We start from the raw sequence: 16225 nt of genomic DNA, 5'->3' as shown, positions 1-16225 counted from the left end.
ATTATTATTTTCTGTTGATAATTGTTTGTTTTAAAAGATAATTGTTAATCATTCTCATCTTTCAAATGGAGGGTAATGTAGAAAATAAAAAAAATAACGACAAGGTACTATCCGGCTTAATCCCAAATAATCACAATGATTTACGCATAAGAACAATTATTATAGTTTGCTTGAAAGCAAATGTATTTTAATTGCGGATAATTTAAAATGGTCTGAAGCCGTATAAAAAAACAGCCTGAAATCAGGCTGTTCAATCGTGTCATATCCGTTTGGAGTAGCAAGTGCGGTTAGTGACGGGTGTCTTCGTCCTCGTCATCATAATGGTCATCTTCGTCGAAAAATTCGCCGTCGTCGCCGTATTCGTCATCATCGGCGTTCGGATCTTCAAAATAGGTGCCCCAGCCGTCGTAAGCACCGCCGTGTTTTTCAACCAGCGGAATCAGCTCGTTTTGTTGGGCGTCGATCAGCTCGGCCTTCAGCTCGATTTCGCTGATGATATCACAACAGAATACCTCGTTACCGTCTTCATCTTCCAGCTCTTCCGCTTCCGACACTTCATAGCCGGCTTTAAACGCGTCTACGGCAATTTTTTCCAACTTATCAAAATCGCGATGGGAAATGTGGTGCTCAATGATGTACAGTGCTTGCGGATCACTGCCGTCATTTAATAGATCGTCGATAATTTCTCGGGTTTCCTGTTGTAACTGTGCGTTGCTCGCTTTCATACCCTCTCCTTAATTGAAAAAATAGCCAGAATGGAATTTCCGTCACATTGTAAGACCCCGCTTCCAATTACACAATCCCTATCTTTTTACACCCGCTTTTTTCAGAAAAATTGTTTTAAAAAAAGGGCGTTTGTAACAGGCTGTTAGCCGCTTGTTAATATTTATCCCTCGTTTAATTGAAACGTGATCTAGATCACTCTTTAGAGGTAAATAAAGCTTAAACATTCACTTCAAGCACCTATAATTTTTCTCAGAAAATTTTTAATTTATATAAACTTCTAGGAGAAATCACTATGAACAAAACTACAACAGATGTCGCGATCAGCCCGGCACAAACCGAAGTCAACCAACTGGTTGAAAAAGGGTTGGCTGCGTTGGAAGAGTTTCGCAAGCTGAATCAGGAACAAGTCGATTATATCGTCGCTAAAGCCTCGGTTGCAGCCCTGGATCAACACGGCGTATTGGCAATGCACACCGTCGAGGAAACCGGACGCGGCGTATTTGAAGACAAAGCCACGAAAAATCTGTTCGCCTGCGAATATGTGGTCAACAACATGCGCCATTTGAAGACCGTCGGCGTGATCAGCGAGGACGATGTCACCGGCATCACCGAAATTGCCGATCCGGTTGGCGTGGTGTGCGGCATTACCCCGACGACCAACCCAACATCAACGGCGATTTTCAAAGCCTTAATTGCCCTGAAAACCCGCAACCCGATCGTGTTTGCTTTCCACCCTTCAGCACAACAATCTTCCGCCCATGCCGCGCGCGTGGTGTATGAAGCGGCAGTGGCGGCAGGCGCGCCGGAAAACTGTGTACAATGGATTGAAAATCCGTCAATGGAAGGCACGGCGGCGTTAATGAAGCATCCTGGCATTGCAACCATTCTTGCCACCGGCGGCAATGCGATGGTGGAAGCGGCTTATTCCTGCGGCAAACCGGCGCTGGGCGTGGGGGCTGGTAATGTGCCGGCGTATGTGGAAAAAACCGCGGATATTAAACAAGCCACCCACGATATTGTGATGTCAAAAGCGTTTGATAACGGCATGATCTGCGCCAGCGAACAAGCGGCAATTGTCGATAAAGAGGTGTATGACGAATTTGTTGCTGAGATGAAATCCTACGGGGTTTACTTCGTCAATAAAAAAGAAAAAGCACTGTTGGAAAGCTTTATTTTCGGCGTGAAAGCCAACAGTGCCAACTGCAGCGGCGCAAAACTGAATGCTAACGTGGTCGGCAAATCAGCCTTTTGGATTGCCGAACAAGCCGGTTTCAGCGTGCCGGAAAAAACCAATATTCTGGCGGCAGAATGTGCGTTAGTCGGCGAAAAAGAACCACTGACCCGTGAAAAACTCTCACCGGTGTTGGCGATTTTAAAATCCGATTCCACCGAACACGGCTTTGAACTGTCTGAACAAATGGTGAATTTCCACGGGTTAGGGCATTCAGCAGCCATTCACACCAAAGACGCCGACATTGCCAAAGCCTACGGCGAACGAGTGAAAGCGATTCGGGTGATTTGGAATTCACCGTCCACCTTCGGCGGCATCGGTGATGTGTATAACTCCTTCCTGCCGTCATTAACTCTGGGTTGTGGTTCTTACGGCAAAAACTCAGTCGGCAATAACGTCAGTGCGGTGAATTTATTAAATATCAAACGAGTGGGCAGACGGAGAAATAATATGCAGTGGTTTAAAGTGCCTTCAAAAATCTACTTTGAACGCGATTCAATTCAATACTTGCAATCCATGAAAGGCATGGAACGTGTGGTGATCGTCACCGACCGCACCATGGTGGATTTGGGCTTTGTGGAGAAAATTGCCAACCAGCTCACCGCGCGTGGCAACCATGTCACCTATCAACTGTTTGCCGATGTCGAGCCGGATCCGAGTATTGAAACCGTACGCCGCGGCACCGCACTTTTGCGCAACTATCAGCCTGACACCATCATCGCACTCGGTGGCGGCTCGGCAATGGACGCCGCAAAAGTGATGTGGCTGTTCTATGAACAACCGGAAGTGGATTTCCGTGATTTAGTACAAAAATTCATGGATATTCGCAAACGGGCGTTTAAATTCCCGCAATTGGGGCGCAAGGCACGCTTTATCGGCATTCCAACCACCTCGGGTACCGGATCGGAAGTCACTCCGTTTGCGGTGATCAGCGAAGGCGATAAAAAATATCCGATTGCCGACTACTCACTCACCCCGACAGTGGCGATTATCGATCCGTCATTCACCATGAGCGTACCGGCACACGTCACCGCCGACACCGGTCTGGACGTGTTAACCCACGCCACCGAAGCTTATGTCTCGACTTTGGCGAATGATTTCACCGACGGTTTGGCGCTGCAAGCGATTAAACTGGTGTTTGAATACTTAGAACGTTCGGTGAAAAACGGTGCGTCTGATCCGGAAGCGCGTGAAAAAATGCACAATGCATCCACCATTGCCGGCATGGCATTTGCCAACGCGTTCTTGGGCATGAACCACTCACTGGCGCACAAAATCGGCGGACGTTTCCATACGCCGCACGGACGCACCAATGCGATTCTGATGCCACACGTGATCCGCTATAACGGCACTCGCCCACAAAAAACCGCCACATGGCCGAAGTACAACTACTACAAAGCCGATGTGAAGTACCAAGACATTGCGAAAATGTTAGGGCTGCCTTGCGCAACGGCGGCGGAAGGGGTGGAATCCTTTGCGAAAGCCTGTGCGGAACTGGCGAAAAAAGTCGGCATCAAAATGTCATTTAAAGATCAAGGCTTAAACGAACAAGAGTGGATGGACAGCCGCCGCAGTATTGCACTGTTGGCGTTTGAAGACCAATGCTCGCCTGCCAACCCACGCTTGCCGATGGTTGAGGACATGGAAGAAATCCTGACTAAAGCCTATTATGGTGATGAGTAGTGGTGATGAATAGCGGCGATGAATCATCCCGCTAACTAACGGCACATAACCAACGCCCCATAAGTATAATTGTGGGGCGTTTTTTATTTAATCGACTCCCTGCGCGACCTGATTACAAAATAGCACGCTATCGGTTTAGTAAATCGTTGTATTCCCTCCCCCAGCCTTCGGCAGCCCCCTCCGTAAACGGAGAGGGCGAAAGAGATTTTATTATTCATTATTAGTCATATAAATGATTTTCTCTCCCTGCGCATGCGGAGGGAGATGCCCGAAGGGCAGAGGGAGGCTATGTGATGTTTTATTTAATAACCGTAGAAAACACGGTTGCTACCGGAAAACAGCATACCAACGTAAGCAAGCGGCCCTATCAAAAACTACACCCGCCGCAGGCGAACAATCTCAACCCACGCCCCAGCAATGCCGAGCAATAAGCCGGAAATATGCGCCGCATTGCCGAAATGCAAATTGATTAATGGTCCGATGAAACCGGACGCGATTCCGATGAGCAGCAGATAAATAAAGCCGCTCGGCAAACGGAAGCGTTTTGCCGGATCAAAACGGCTCATCAGGTACACATAGCCCAGCACGCCGTACACCACACCGGATAGCCCGAAAAACGCCGCGCCGCTGAAACTGTTCTGCACCGCGCCACTGACGACCGCAATCAACAAAAACAGCAATAGCACCTTGCCCGAACCGCGCATTGCAGCGTCGTTTTTCTCAATCATCGCCGCAAAAATCAGCCAATATGTGAGGTTAAACAGTAAATGCGAAAACGACAGATGCACCAGCGCATGACTGAAAAATCGCCAAACTTGCTGATACTGCGCGCTGCTTTCCGGATAGTGCATCCAGTGATAAACCTCGGCGCGATAACCGCTGATCGTCAGCAGATAAACCAGCACACAGCACAGCGCAATCGTCCAACTGAAAGGCGCTTGCCGAAGTGCGGTTCGCCACGCGCCACCTTGCGGTAGCCATTGTGCAAAACGTCCGTGCAGGGAATACGTCTGCCCGCCTTGCCAACTGGCTTGCATATATTTTTCCGCACTCGGATTCAAACGATAGCGTTCCGCTTCGTTCAAGAATGCGTCCAACTGCGGATCATCTTCCGGCAGGGCAAAGACATAGTGGGTTTGTTGCTGATACAGCGGCAAATCCCGCTGATATTGCTGGCGGATATAATCGCCAAACCGCAGCGCCAATTCCGCTTGATCGGTGCTTAAAATTATTTTCATTGTGACAATCTTTCAATAATCCGTTTCATCATAAACAAGTTAAGCTATACTAGCCGCTTCCCCGACAGATGAAAAGTAAACAAGGATAAAACGTGAGTAAACCGCAACAACCGACCGGATTTTCCGGCTTTGCTTGGGCATTGGCGCTGTTTTGCCTGCCATCGATTTTATGGCTATTGGCACTGCTGATTTCGCCTTCGGTTGCCGATAATCCGGCACTGAGCAGTCGTGAAATTTATTGGTTCTCAACCGCACTTTGGGTTTATCCGGCGGTGTTGTTCGCGCTGGCGTTGCTGGTTGCCAAACTGCGCCGCACTTCACAACGAGCGGCACAGGCAGTCTTAGCGCTGGGATTTGTGGCGTTTTATCTGTTTCTGGCGTATCTAATCCGTTCGGTCTGGCTTTAAATCCGCGTTATTCTAAATCACTTTCAGTCGGCATTCCGGCGCGCAGCCAGCCGTCGAAGCCGCCCTTAACGCTGTAAACGTGATCAAAGCCCTGTTCCAGCAAGAAATGCGCGACGTTAAGACTGCTGACGCCGTGATAACACATCACCAAAATCGGAAATTCATAATCATATTGATCCAAAAATGCGCCGTAACTTTGATTGGTTAAATGGAAAGCCTGCGGTGCGCGGCGAAAGCTGTAGTTGCGCAAATCGCGAATATCCAGCAATACGGCGCTGCCGTCCTGCACCTGCTGCCAGGCTTGTTGCGGGGTGATGGTTTCAATTTCAGTGCTCATCGGCGGTTCTCGTGTGCTTTTTTAGTTTAAATGTTAAGTAAATGCTAACAATTTAACCCTTTTGAGGGAAGGATTTGTTCACAGTTTTACGATTCAAACGAAACATCCAATAGCCGCTGAGGAAAATCAGCAGATAACCGCCCCAACTGAACCAATCCGGATATTGTTCGAACAGCCAAACCCCGAACAGAGTGGCAAACAATACCGACGCATACGAATAAATCGACACTTCTTTGGCGCTGGCGTAACGGTATGCCAAGGTGATGCCGAACTGCCCGACCGTCGCCATCACGCCCGACAGCAACAAATAGCCCAACTGTTGCGCCGACATCGGTTCAAACTGCCACAACAGCGGCGGAATCAACGCAGCGGTTGAAAAAAAGAAAAGAAAAAGACGATGGTATAAGGCAATTCCGGTTTGGCGCTCAACGCCAGCACCCGCAACATCAAATACGCCGCAGCCGCAAAAACCGCACCGAGAATTGCGATAACATAGGCAAAAAGTGCGGTTTGAGTCGCACCACTTGCAATACCGAAGCCCGGGCGAATAATCAGCAGCACGCCGACAAATGCCAACAGGCAGAGCAGCAGTTGGCGCCCGCTCACCCGTTCTTGCAAAAACAGCGCCGATAAGGCAATCAAGATAAACGGCGACAGTTTCATGATCATGTCGGCATCGCTGAGCAACAGATGAGCGATTGAATAAAAGCCGAACAGTACACCGAACAATCCGAACAACGAACGCAACAGCAATGCACGGCGATTGATTTTACTGCCGAAAAACAACGTGCGGTTTTTCCACACCAGATAGCCGCTCAACAGCGCGGCAATCGCATTGCGGAAAATCGACTTCTGCACCACCGGCAAATCGCCCGCCAGCTTGATGCAAACCGCCATCACGGTGAAGCCCAAGGCGGAAATCAGCATCGCCAGAATGCCTTTGCTAAGATTGCTCATCAATACCGCACTTGGTTGTTAATTGGATTACATTAGTGATTTTTATGGCTGGTGCCGTACAAAATCCGATCGGTGTAAGCCATCGCTAACGCCGACGCCAAGAAACCCAAATGCAGCAACAATTGCCACATCATCTGTTTTTCCGGCAAGTTTGCCACGTTGATAAAGGTTTGTAGCATATGAATCGACGAAATACTGATAATCGCCATCGACAGTTTCACCTTCAGCACCGAGGCATTTACATGGTTCAGCCATTCCGGCTGATCCGGGTGTCCGTCGGTGTTCAGTTTGGAAACAAAGGTTTCATAACCGCCGACAATCACCATGATCAGCAAGTTGGCGATCATCACCACGTCAATCAAATTCAGCACCGCCAGCATAACTGCATTTTCATTCATATTGCCGAGATTGACCACCAATTCCCACAGCGATTTGATAAATTTGTAGGCATAGATAATCTGCACCACAATCAGCCCGATGTAGATCGGCAGCTGAATCCAGCGGCTGGCAAAAATAATTTTACTGAAAATCGACGTTCTTCTCATTCGATCGCGTTTTTCAATGGTTGTTTCGGTTGTTTCTGGTGTTTCCATTTTAATCTTCTTGTTGACAGAATAGGGGCAAATAAAAGTGAGAGAAAATTACCTATTTTCCGCTGAAATAGCAAGATTCCAGGCAGAAAATTATCGACAAAAACCGCAGGAAGTGGCATAAAAGACAGCGCACTTGGCAAAAGTGCGGTTTTAAGGAGAAAACGGATGTTAAAAAAAATTTATTGTTTAGCCGCGGCGTTACTCTTAAGCGCTTGTAGCTCAAAGCCGGTGATCGATTTGGCGGAAAGCCAACGCGATGCCAAATCTTATGCCATCGCCTATCAAACCACAGTACAGTCGTTTGACGGCATTGTAGACGACAACTATGAAGTGGACGCTTTTGCGCGCGGCGCGCAAGCGTGGTATCGCGGCGACATTAAAGAGAGCGTAGAGGATATGCGCAAAAAGTTATACAACCAATTGCAAGACAGTGATATTTACGCCTTTCGCAGCGGCGTGGTGTTTGCCGGAGAATTACAAAATAACTTTTCCCGCTTAAGTAAAGGCTGCTGGTCAAAGCTGAATAAACCGAGCCTGACCCAAGGCATCTATGACGCAATGCGCGATTTAAGCAACGCCCGATTGCGTGCGGAAGATGATCCCTATTTAACCACCGGCACCGCGCAATTCTTGTCGGCGTGCCAAAAATAGCCGAGAAAACGTGATTCATATCACTTTTTGACGATTTTTCTTATTGCGCAGCTTGAACCGATCAGGTGAATGGCTAATAATACAGCAAGTCTATATTTGCCACCGCAAGACTTATGGTGGCAAAATTTTTATCTTTTATGCTGAAACGTTTCAATTAATAAAAAACAACCAATTTGCTTGCTTTTTATTCAGCAACAAGAAATGATGACTTTTCTTTTTTCAAATATATAGGAGCACTGAATGTTTAACTTACCGGAAAATAACATTCATTTATCAGCAACCGCTGATAATAAACAACAAGCGATCGAACTTGCCGCCAACGCGTTGGTACAAGGCGGGTATGTCGAAGCGGGTTATTTACAAGGAATGTTGGCGCGCGAACAGCAAACCTCAACCTTCTTAGGCAACGGCATTGCCATTCCGCACGGCACACTGGAAACCCGCGAACTGGTGAAAAAAACCGGCGTGCAGATTTTCCAATTTCCGCAAGGGATTGAGTGGGGCGAAGGCAACACCGCGTATATCGTAATCGGGATTGCCGCCCGTTCTGACGAACACTTGGCACTGTTGCTCCAACTGACCCATGTTTTAGGCGATGACGACACCGCTGCGTCCTTAGTCACTTTACAAGACAAAGCCGAATTCGGCGCCATTTTAATGGGCGAGAAAAAAGAAGCAGCGCTGCAAGCCGACTTTGTGTCATTAGATGTTGAAACAGCAAGCCATTTAACCTTAGCTGCGATTAATGCCGGCAAATTAGAAGCCAAAAGTGCGGTCAACACTCAGTTTGTCAGCCAAGTGATCGGCGATCAGGGCTTGGCGCTCGGCAACGGAATTTGGCTGAACGACAACCCAAAAGGCAACCAATATAACGCCGTGGCATTTAGCCGCGCCAAACAGGCATTTAATGACAGCCGTGGCAATGCTGTGCGGGCAGTGGTCACCGTTGCCGCCGTCGATGCGCAACTTAACCCGATATTAACCCGCTTACTGGACGAAAACGTCCGCCAAGCGCTATTAAATGCCAACAGTGGCGAACAAGTGGTCGCGTTGTTAGAGGGCAAACAAGCGCAAGCAAATACAGCCGCTGCCACAAGTGCGGTCAGCCAAGTGATCGGCACCTTCACCGTGCGCAACGAACACGGCTTACACGCCCGTCCGGGTGCATTATTGGTCAGTACGGTGAAACCGTTCGCCGCGAAAGTCAGCGTCGAAAATCTGGATCGTCCGGGCAACGCAGTTAATGCCAAAAGCTTGATGAAATTAGTCGCGTTAGGCGTCGTTGCAGGACACCGTTTACGTTTTGTTGCCGAAGGTGACGATGCGAAAGCCGCAATTGAAGCGGTAGGCAAAGCGATTGCCGACGGATTGGGCGAAGGTGCCGGCATCACGCCACAACAACCGGACAGCATTGAAGAAGTGAATATTGCTGCCGAGCCTGCGGCAAGTGCGGTCGCAGCGAGCGCAGACGCAACAACCGGCGGCGAACAACAAGTGGAAGGCATCTTCACCCTGAAAAACGAACACGGCCTACACGCGCGACCTTGCGCATTATTAGTGCAGGAAGCAAAAAAATTCCAATCGGCAATCACCGTTGAAAACCTCGATCGCCAAACTGCTGCCGTCAGTGCCAAAAGCATGATGAAAGTGGTGGCACTCGGCGTGGTGAAAGGGCAAAAAATGCGTTTTGTCGCCAAAGGTGAAGATGCGCAGCAAGCGATTGACGCCATCGGTGCGGCAATTGCCGCCGGCTTAGGGGAATAAGCATGGCAAAAGTCGCAACTATCACTTTAAACACCGCCTACGATTTGGTCGGGCGTTTACAACGAATCGAATTGGGCGAAGTAAACACCGTAGAAACACTGGGCTTGTTTCCGGCAGGCAAAGGCATCAATGTCGCCAAAGTGCTGCATGATCTGGATGTCGATGTCACGGTAAGCGGTTTCCTCGGCGAAGACAATCAAGGTGACTTCAGCCAGATGTTTCAAGCGTTAAATTTAGACGATAAATTTCAGCGTGTTCCCGGTAAGACACGCATCAACGTAAAAATTACTGAAACGGAGGCTGATGTCACCGACCTTAACTTTTTGGGCTATCAAATCAACGAATGCGACTGGGCGAAATTTGTGCAAGATTCACTGGCGTGGAGCAAAGAATTTGATGTGGTGGCGGTGTGCGGCAGCTTGCCGCGCGGCGTAACGCCGGAACAGTTCACCCAATGGTTAAGCCAATTGGCACAAAACGACGTGAAAGTGGTGCTCGACAGCAGCCACGCCGCCTTAACCGCCGGGCTGAAAGCCAATCCGTGGTTAGTCAAACCAAACCACCGCGAATTAGAAGCCTGGATCGGCAAACCGTTAACCAACCTAGTGGAAATCATTGCCGCCGCCAAACAATTAAAAGCGCAAGGCATTGCCAATGTGATCATCTCAATGGGCGCCGAAGGCTCGGTTTGGTTGAGCGATCACGCAGTGGTGCAGGCAAGACCGCCGAAATGTGAAAACGTGGTCAGCACCGTCGGTGCCGGTGATTCAATGGTAGCGGGCTTAATTTACGGCATCAGCCAAAATTGGCAGCAGGCGGAAACCTTGGCATTTGCCAGCGCGGTTTCGGCTTTCGCCGTTTCACAAAGTAACGTTGGCATTAATGACCGCACTTTAGTCGATAAGATTTTACAGCAAGTTGAAATTAACGTTTTAGAAGGATAATAACATGAACATTCTACTGATCGAAGATCCCGCCCTCGGCAAAACCAAGACCTTCTTGGTGCGTCAAGTATTAGCCGCTGCCGCGGCGAATGCCTCGCACAAGGTGGTGGAGAATGCCGCCGATGCCGATGTCGTGGTGGTGCTCGGTGAAAATTTGCCGAATAACCCGCAATTAAACGGCAAAAAAGTCTATTTAGCCGGATTGGAAACCGCATTTTCCGCACCGGAAAAAACCTTGTCCGACGCATTAGCACAAGCCAGCGACTATATCGCACCGGCTGAAACTGCCGCCGACGTTGCAGCAAGCGGAAGCCAAATCAGCAGCAGTGGCGTGAAAAATATCGTTGCCGTCACCGCGTGTCCGACCGGGGTGGCGCACACCTTTATGTCGGCAGAAGCGATTGCCGAATACGGCAAAAAACAGGGCTGGAACGTCAAAGTTGAAACCCGCGGGCAAGTCGGCGCGAATAACATCATTTCGGCAGAAGACGTTGCCGCAGCCGATTTAGTGTTTATCGCCGCAGACATTGATGTGGACTTAAGCAAATTTGAAGGCAAACCAATGTACCGCACTTCAACCGGACTGGCGTTGAAAAAAACCGCGCAAGAGTTCGAGAAAGCGTTCAAAGAAGCTAAAGTGTACACCGGCACCGCAGTGAAAAGTGCGGTCAAACAAGAAGAAAAAACCGAGAAAAAAGGCGTTTACAGCCATTTAATGACCGGGGTTTCGCATATGTTGCCGGTGGTGGTCGCCGGGGGGTTGATTATCGCATTATCCTTCGTATTCGGGATTGAAGCCTTTAAAGAAGAAGGCACATTAGCGGCGGCATTAATGCAAATCGGTGGCGGCAGTGCATTCGGCTTGATGATTCCGGTGCTGTCCGGCTATATCGCCTATTCAATTGCCGATCGTCCGGGCTTAACGCCGGGCTTAGTCGGCGGGATGCTCGCCAGTTCAATCGGCGCCGGTTTCCTTGGCGGGATTATTTCCGGTTTCCTTGCCGGTTATGTGGCGAAAGCGATTGCCGATCACGTTAAATTGCCGGCAACCATGAACGCACTGAAACCGATTCTGATCATTCCTTTCTTGGCAACCTTGGTTGTCGGTTTGGTGATGATTTATATTATCGGTGAACCGGTTGCTTGGATCATGAGCAGCATGACCGAATTCCTGACCGGAATGCAATCCGGCAGCGCAATTATGCTCGGCATTATCTTGGGCGCAATGATGTGTTTCGACATGGGCGGCCCGGTCAACAAAGCGGCTTACACTTTCGGCGTCGGCTTACTAGCCTCCTCCTCTTACCTGCCAATGGCAGCGGTCATGGCGGCAGGTATGGTGCCAGCCTTGGGTATGGGCTTAGCGACTTTCCTGGCGCGTAAAAAATTCACCCCAAGCGAACGTGAAGGCGGCAAGGCTTCATTCGTATTGGGATTATGCTTCATCTCCGAAGGGGCGATTCCGTTCGCCGCCCGCGATCCGATGCGCGTTATCCCAAGCTGCATGATCGGCGGCGCAGTAACCGGCGCGTTATCAATGCTGTTCGGCGCCAAACTGATGGCACCACACGGCGGGATCTTCGTATTGGCAATCCCGGGCGCCATTCAGCCGGTGTTGTTGTACTTAGTTGCTATCTTGGCAGGTACTGCGGTAACCGGTTTCTTATATGCCGCAATTAAACCGAAAGAGGAAGCGTTGGTTTAATCCGCAACTGCTTTGAGGTAATCAAAACCCCGATATTTTCGGGGTTTATTTTTATCACCACTAATCCTAGTTCGGCATTTTTTCTACTGGAATGATCGCGCCGCGGTGCTGAATAACTATTCCTGCCAGTTTATGCCCTTGTTCTACAGCAATAGTTATTGAGCCACCTTGTAATCGTTCTGCAAGGTAACCTGCACTAAAGGAATCGCCTGCTGCCGTCGTATCAATTATCTTATCGGCAGGGATGCTATTAGCCTCAATCTCTGACCGATTTTCCCCCTGTATGACAAAACAACTTTCCGAACCGCGTTTAATCACTATTTCCGCCACGCCATAACGCTGAGTGCGTGTAATCACAGCCTCAACCGCACTCTGTTGCTGTTCGGTAAAATCATTTTCTTGTTGCCAGAGTACAATCTCATCGTCCAGTGTAAGAAAAGCAATATCTGTGAGTGACAAAATCCGTTGATAAGCCATTCTTGCCGTCTCCGGAGAATCCCAAAGTATCGAACGATAATTATTATCGAAAATGATTTTACCGCCTTGCTGTTTGAAGTCAGCAAGTAGACGATACAAACTCTCACGGCTAGGGGAATCCAAAATCGCTACACTAATACCGCTTAAATAGAGATAATCAAAATTCAGCAGCTGTTGGACAATAGAATCACTATCTGCTGTAGTCAACCAATAACGTGCTGCCGAATCATTGCGCCAATAGTAAAAGCTGCGCTCGCCTTGTTTATCCGTCACAATGGAGAATACAACCCGGGCAATTTATCCGGCAGCTGTTGTACTAGCTCTGTCCTTATCCCTTCTTGCTGCCAGTTTGCGAGCATTTGCTCACTAAACGAATCTTGCCCAAGTGCGGTGACATAATGAACCTCAGCATTTTTTGCTCTCAGCAAGCGGGAAAGATAAATGGCGGTATTTAAAGTATCGCCGCCAAACGCTAGCTTTGGCGCTGATTCCTTAACCGATAATTCAATCATACACTCACCAAGAATAGCGATTTTTGAGGTTATCAAGTTTATTGCACTTGTCATAAAGTTACACCGCTCTTAAAAATTGCCAATTCGCGAAAATCATTTAACTCATTTTTAGCCGGTTGCCCGTTTACCGTTTGAACAAGTAATTCAATAAAATTATTCAGCATTTTTTGCATTGAAACATCGCGTAGTAACTGGCCGGCATCAAAATCAATCCAGTGTCTTTTTCGCTCTGCAAGTTCACTGTTAGTCGCTATTTTTAAGGTCGGCACAAAACCGCCATAAGGTGTTCCACGGCCAGTGGTAAATAGCACAATATGGCAACCGGCAGCCGCTAATGCGCTCGTTGCTACCGCATCATTTCCGGGCGCACTGAGTAAATTCAACCCTTTCGTTTTTAACCTTTCACCATATTTCAAAACATCCACAACCTGGCTATGACCTGCTTTTTGCGTGCAGCCAAGAGATTTATCTTCCAACGTAGTGATCCCACCGTCTTTATTGCCCGGCGACGGATTTTCGTAAATCGGTTGATTATGTACAATAAAATAGTGTTTGAAATCATTAACCATTTCTACCGTTTTCTGAAAGGTGGCTTGATCACGGCAGTGGCTCATCAAAATCCGCTCGGCGCCAAACATTTCCGGCACTTCGGTCAAAACCGTCGTACCGCCATGTGAGGTCAGGTAATCCGAGAACAAACCCAGCATCGGATTCGCAGTGATGCCGGAAAAACCATCGGAGCCACCACACTCCAAGCCGAATTTCACCTCACTTAAATAACCGTTTTCACGCTTATCTTGCTGCATGGTTTGGTACAATTGTTCAAGTAATTCAACCCCCGTTTCGATTTCATCTGTCACTTTTTGCGAAATCATAAATTTAACCCGCTCAGGATCAAAGTCACCTAAAGTGCGTTCAAATTCATTGACCTGATTATTTTCACAGCCTAAACCGATAACCAATACCGCGCCGGCATTTGGATGTTTAACCATGTCCTGTAAAATAATTTTCGTATTTTGGTGATCATCACCCAACTGTGAACAACCATAACTGTGGTTAAACGTATGAACTCCATCAATTGCCAAGTCGGGATGATTATTTAAAAATTGTTTTTGTATTTGACGCGCAATCCCGACAACACAACCAACGGTCGGCACAATCCAAAGTTCATTTCGAATACCGACATCGCCATTTTTTCTACGATATAACCGCACTTCTCTATCAGCTAATTGTGGTGGCAGCGTCGTTAAAATCGGTTCGTATTGATATTGATTGATATCATTTAAATTAGTCTTGGTATTATGCACATGAACATGCTCTCCCACACCAATCGGCTGTGTAGCGTGTCCAATCGGGTAGCCATATTTAATCACCAATTCGTCGGTATTTATCGGCAGTAATGCAATTTTATGCCCACGCATAACCGCACTTTGAACCGTTAGCTCAATCCCGTTAAACACAATCTGTTGCCCCACTGCCAAATCTTGCAAGGCAACGGCAACATTATCTTCAGAATTAATTTGAATAAGCTGTTTCATATCTTAATCCTTACAATAAACTCTCAATGCTGTGCGTATCCCGTTTGCTAAAATAGAATTAATCTGTTCGCTCACTTGCAAACCTAACCCTGGAATTTCATTTAAATCCTGCTGCCAATGTTCGCGTTGTTGAAGTACGTTGCTAACCAACTGAGCAATAGAAATTTGCTGTTGTTCGACTTGTCGCCACCACAATTCAAAATGTTGTAGCCAATGCTGATCGTCATTCAACGGTGTGGCTTCTCCATTTCGTTGACCTCGATAAAACACGATTAATGCCGCCAATGCAAAAGTTAGCCGGCTCTTGTATTTTTCAACATATGCCAATAACTGCGGTAAAATTCGGGTTACATATTTGGTCATACTGTTTAGGGAAATTGATAGCAGCTGATGCTGAATAAACGGATTTCGGAAGCGATTAATCACAGCTTGTGCAAATGTTTTCAATTCATCTTGCGGTAAAGAAAGCACCGGGATAATTTCTTGATAGATAGCTTGTTCGACAAAATCACGTAATTGTTCATCATCCATCGCTTGTCCAACGTAATCCATTCCAGCCAGATATGCCACCGGCACAAGTGCGGTATGAGCACCATTTAAAATAGCGACCTTTCTTTATAAGGCTTAATGTCATCTACAACCAAGATATTCATTGCGATTTTATCCAGATGTAATGAGGATTTAATCGATTCCGGCCCCTGGATCACAAACAAATAAAAGTATTCTGCAGTATCCAAAAAGGTATCGTGATATCCCAATTCGTTTTCTAATTGAGCGGCTTGGGTTTTCGGATAGCCGGTGACAATACGATCAACCAATGTCGAACAAAAAGTATTATATTCTCGAGCCAAGCGGAAAAGCTCGGTGGTAATTGCCATTGGTCAGCATATTTTAAAACCAGCCGTTTTAACTGATCGCCGTTATAATCAATTAGTTCACACGGTAATAGGGTCAAGCCTTTCTCCGAATCACCATTAAAATGACAAAAACGCTCATATAACCACCGTGTTAACTTTGCTGGATAACTGGCAGGTGGCGCATCATCAAACCGATCGTGTTCGCTATAGCTGATACCGGCTTCCGTCGTATTGGAAAAAACAATTTGGATATTTTCATCTTGAGCTAGCGCCAAATAATCATCAAACTGCTGATAAATATTAATTTCATTATTAACAGAGCGAATAATTCGAGTTTGTTTCACTGCCTCACCCTGCTCATTTAAACCGCGAATAACCGTGGTATAAAGCCCATCTTGAGTATCCAGTGATGGAGGAAAATCGGTATCAATTGGCCGAATAATCGTGATTCCCGCATTTAGCCCTGTTTTTTCATTTAAAATATCTATTTGCCAGTCAATAAAGGCACGTAAAAAATTTCCTTCTCCAAATTGAACGATTTTGGTCGGATATTGTGGGCCGGGGAAATTTTGGCGGTTTAATTTTTTCATATCATATCCTTATAA

At 47.5% G+C, this 16225-nt stretch carries 16 protein-coding genes and 1 pseudogene; 6 read left to right on the top strand and 11 right to left on the bottom strand.

Translation table 11 applies throughout. The features are described 5' to 3' along the window. Window positions 1-287: 287 nt before the first annotated feature. Window positions 288-725, bottom strand: coding sequence for a ribonuclease E inhibitor RraB (rraB, locus tag ACUHGC_RS02820; RefSeq protein WP_446834162.1), 438 nt, complete (start codon window positions 723-725; stop codon window positions 288-290). Window positions 726-1018: 293 nt separating this feature from the next. On the opposite strand from rraB, the gene adhE reads away from it, so the two are divergent. Further along, window positions 1019-3640: a bifunctional acetaldehyde-CoA/alcohol dehydrogenase gene (gene adhE, locus ACUHGC_RS02815; RefSeq protein WP_446834161.1), complete on the top strand. Its 2622-nt coding sequence runs from the start codon at window positions 1019-1021 to the stop codon at window positions 3638-3640. 374 nt (window positions 3641-4014) lie between these two features. On the opposite strand, the gene ACUHGC_RS02810 is transcribed toward adhE, so the two are convergent. Continuing rightward, window positions 4015-4878, bottom strand: a complete 864-nt coding sequence (locus tag ACUHGC_RS02810; protein ID WP_446834160.1) for a rhomboid family intramembrane serine protease — start codon at window positions 4876-4878, stop codon at window positions 4015-4017. Between the two features lie 92 nt (window positions 4879-4970). Here ACUHGC_RS02810 and ACUHGC_RS02805 point away from each other — a divergent pair, with 92 nt between their 5' ends. Beyond that, window positions 4971-5285 (top strand): DUF5389 family protein, encoded by a 315-nt coding sequence (locus tag ACUHGC_RS02805; RefSeq protein WP_446834159.1) that lies wholly within the window; start codon window positions 4971-4973, stop codon window positions 5283-5285. Window positions 5286-5292: 7 nt separating this feature from the next. Here the strand turns inward: ACUHGC_RS02805 and glpE are convergent, their stop codons facing one another. From glpE to ACUHGC_RS02785, 4 genes are read right to left on the bottom strand one after another with little or no spacing between them, the layout of a single operon-like run. Then, a complete protein-coding gene (gene glpE, locus ACUHGC_RS02800) occupies window positions 5293-5622 on the bottom strand; it encodes a thiosulfate sulfurtransferase GlpE (RefSeq protein WP_446834158.1) in 330 nt (109 codons plus the stop codon). A gap of 52 nt (window positions 5623-5674) precedes the next feature. Next, window positions 5675-5953: an EamA family transporter gene (locus ACUHGC_RS02795; RefSeq protein WP_446834157.1), complete on the bottom strand. Its 279-nt coding sequence runs from the start codon at window positions 5951-5953 to the stop codon at window positions 5675-5677. Window positions 5954-5982: 29 nt separating this feature from the next. Next, the gene (locus ACUHGC_RS02790) at window positions 5983-6579 is read right to left on the bottom strand and encodes a DMT family transporter (protein WP_446834156.1); all 597 of its coding nucleotides are present in this window, start codon (window positions 6577-6579) and stop codon (window positions 5983-5985) included. Window positions 6580-6611: 32 nt separating this feature from the next. After that, on the bottom strand, window positions 6612-7124 hold the full coding sequence (locus ACUHGC_RS02785) for a TIGR00645 family protein (protein ID WP_446834823.1): 513 nt from the start codon (window positions 7122-7124) through the stop codon (window positions 6612-6614). A 213-nt stretch (window positions 7125-7337) separates the two neighbouring features. On the opposite strand from ACUHGC_RS02785, the gene ACUHGC_RS02780 reads away from it, so the two are divergent. From ACUHGC_RS02780 to fruA, 4 genes are all read left to right on the top strand, one after another. Then, the gene (locus tag ACUHGC_RS02780) at window positions 7338-7823 is read left to right on the top strand and encodes a hypothetical protein (RefSeq protein WP_446834155.1); all 486 of its coding nucleotides are present in this window, start codon (window positions 7338-7340) and stop codon (window positions 7821-7823) included. Between the two features lie 240 nt (window positions 7824-8063). Then, the gene (fruB, locus tag ACUHGC_RS02775) at window positions 8064-9587 is read left to right on the top strand and encodes a fused PTS fructose transporter subunit IIA/HPr protein (protein WP_446834154.1); all 1524 of its coding nucleotides are present in this window, start codon (window positions 8064-8066) and stop codon (window positions 9585-9587) included. A 2-nt stretch (window positions 9588-9589) separates the two neighbouring features. After that, window positions 9590-10531 (top strand): 1-phosphofructokinase, encoded by a 942-nt coding sequence (gene fruK / locus ACUHGC_RS02770; protein WP_446834153.1) that lies wholly within the window; start codon window positions 9590-9592, stop codon window positions 10529-10531. 4 nt (window positions 10532-10535) lie between these two features. Further along, window positions 10536-12236, top strand: coding sequence for a PTS fructose transporter subunit IIBC (gene fruA / locus ACUHGC_RS02765; RefSeq protein WP_446834152.1), 1701 nt, complete (start codon window positions 10536-10538; stop codon window positions 12234-12236). 66 nt (window positions 12237-12302) lie between these two features. On the opposite strand, the gene ACUHGC_RS02760 is transcribed toward fruA, so the two are convergent. From ACUHGC_RS02760 to ACUHGC_RS02740, 5 genes and pseudogenes are all read right to left on the bottom strand, one after another. Beyond that, window positions 12303-12986 carry a sugar kinase gene (locus ACUHGC_RS02760; RefSeq protein ID WP_446834151.1) on the bottom strand — a complete coding sequence of 228 codons (684 nt, stop codon included), beginning with the start codon at window positions 12984-12986 and terminating at the stop codon, window positions 12303-12305. Continuing rightward, window positions 12983-13225 (bottom strand): PfkB family carbohydrate kinase, encoded by a 243-nt coding sequence (locus ACUHGC_RS02755; protein ID WP_446834150.1) that lies wholly within the window; start codon window positions 13223-13225, stop codon window positions 12983-12985. Before ACUHGC_RS02755 ends, ACUHGC_RS02760 begins: the two co-directional genes overlap by 4 nt. A gap of 50 nt (window positions 13226-13275) precedes the next feature. After that, window positions 13276-14763 carry a UxaA family hydrolase gene (locus ACUHGC_RS02750; protein WP_446834149.1) on the bottom strand — a complete coding sequence of 496 codons (1488 nt, stop codon included), beginning with the start codon at window positions 14761-14763 and terminating at the stop codon, window positions 13276-13278. A 3-nt stretch (window positions 14764-14766) separates the two neighbouring features. Further along, on the bottom strand, window positions 14767-15333 hold the full coding sequence (locus ACUHGC_RS02745) for a mannitol dehydrogenase family protein (RefSeq protein ID WP_446834148.1): 567 nt from the start codon (window positions 15331-15333) through the stop codon (window positions 14767-14769). A 26-nt stretch (window positions 15334-15359) separates the two neighbouring features. After that, a pseudogene (locus ACUHGC_RS02740) lies at window positions 15360-16210 on the bottom strand (tagaturonate reductase). Between the last annotated feature and the right edge of the window lie 15 nt (window positions 16211-16225).

Source organism: Testudinibacter sp. P27/CKL/0425, assembly GCF_052931395.1.
Note: the sequence above shows the minus strand (reverse complement) of the source record. Positions and strands in the feature narration are given on the sequence as shown.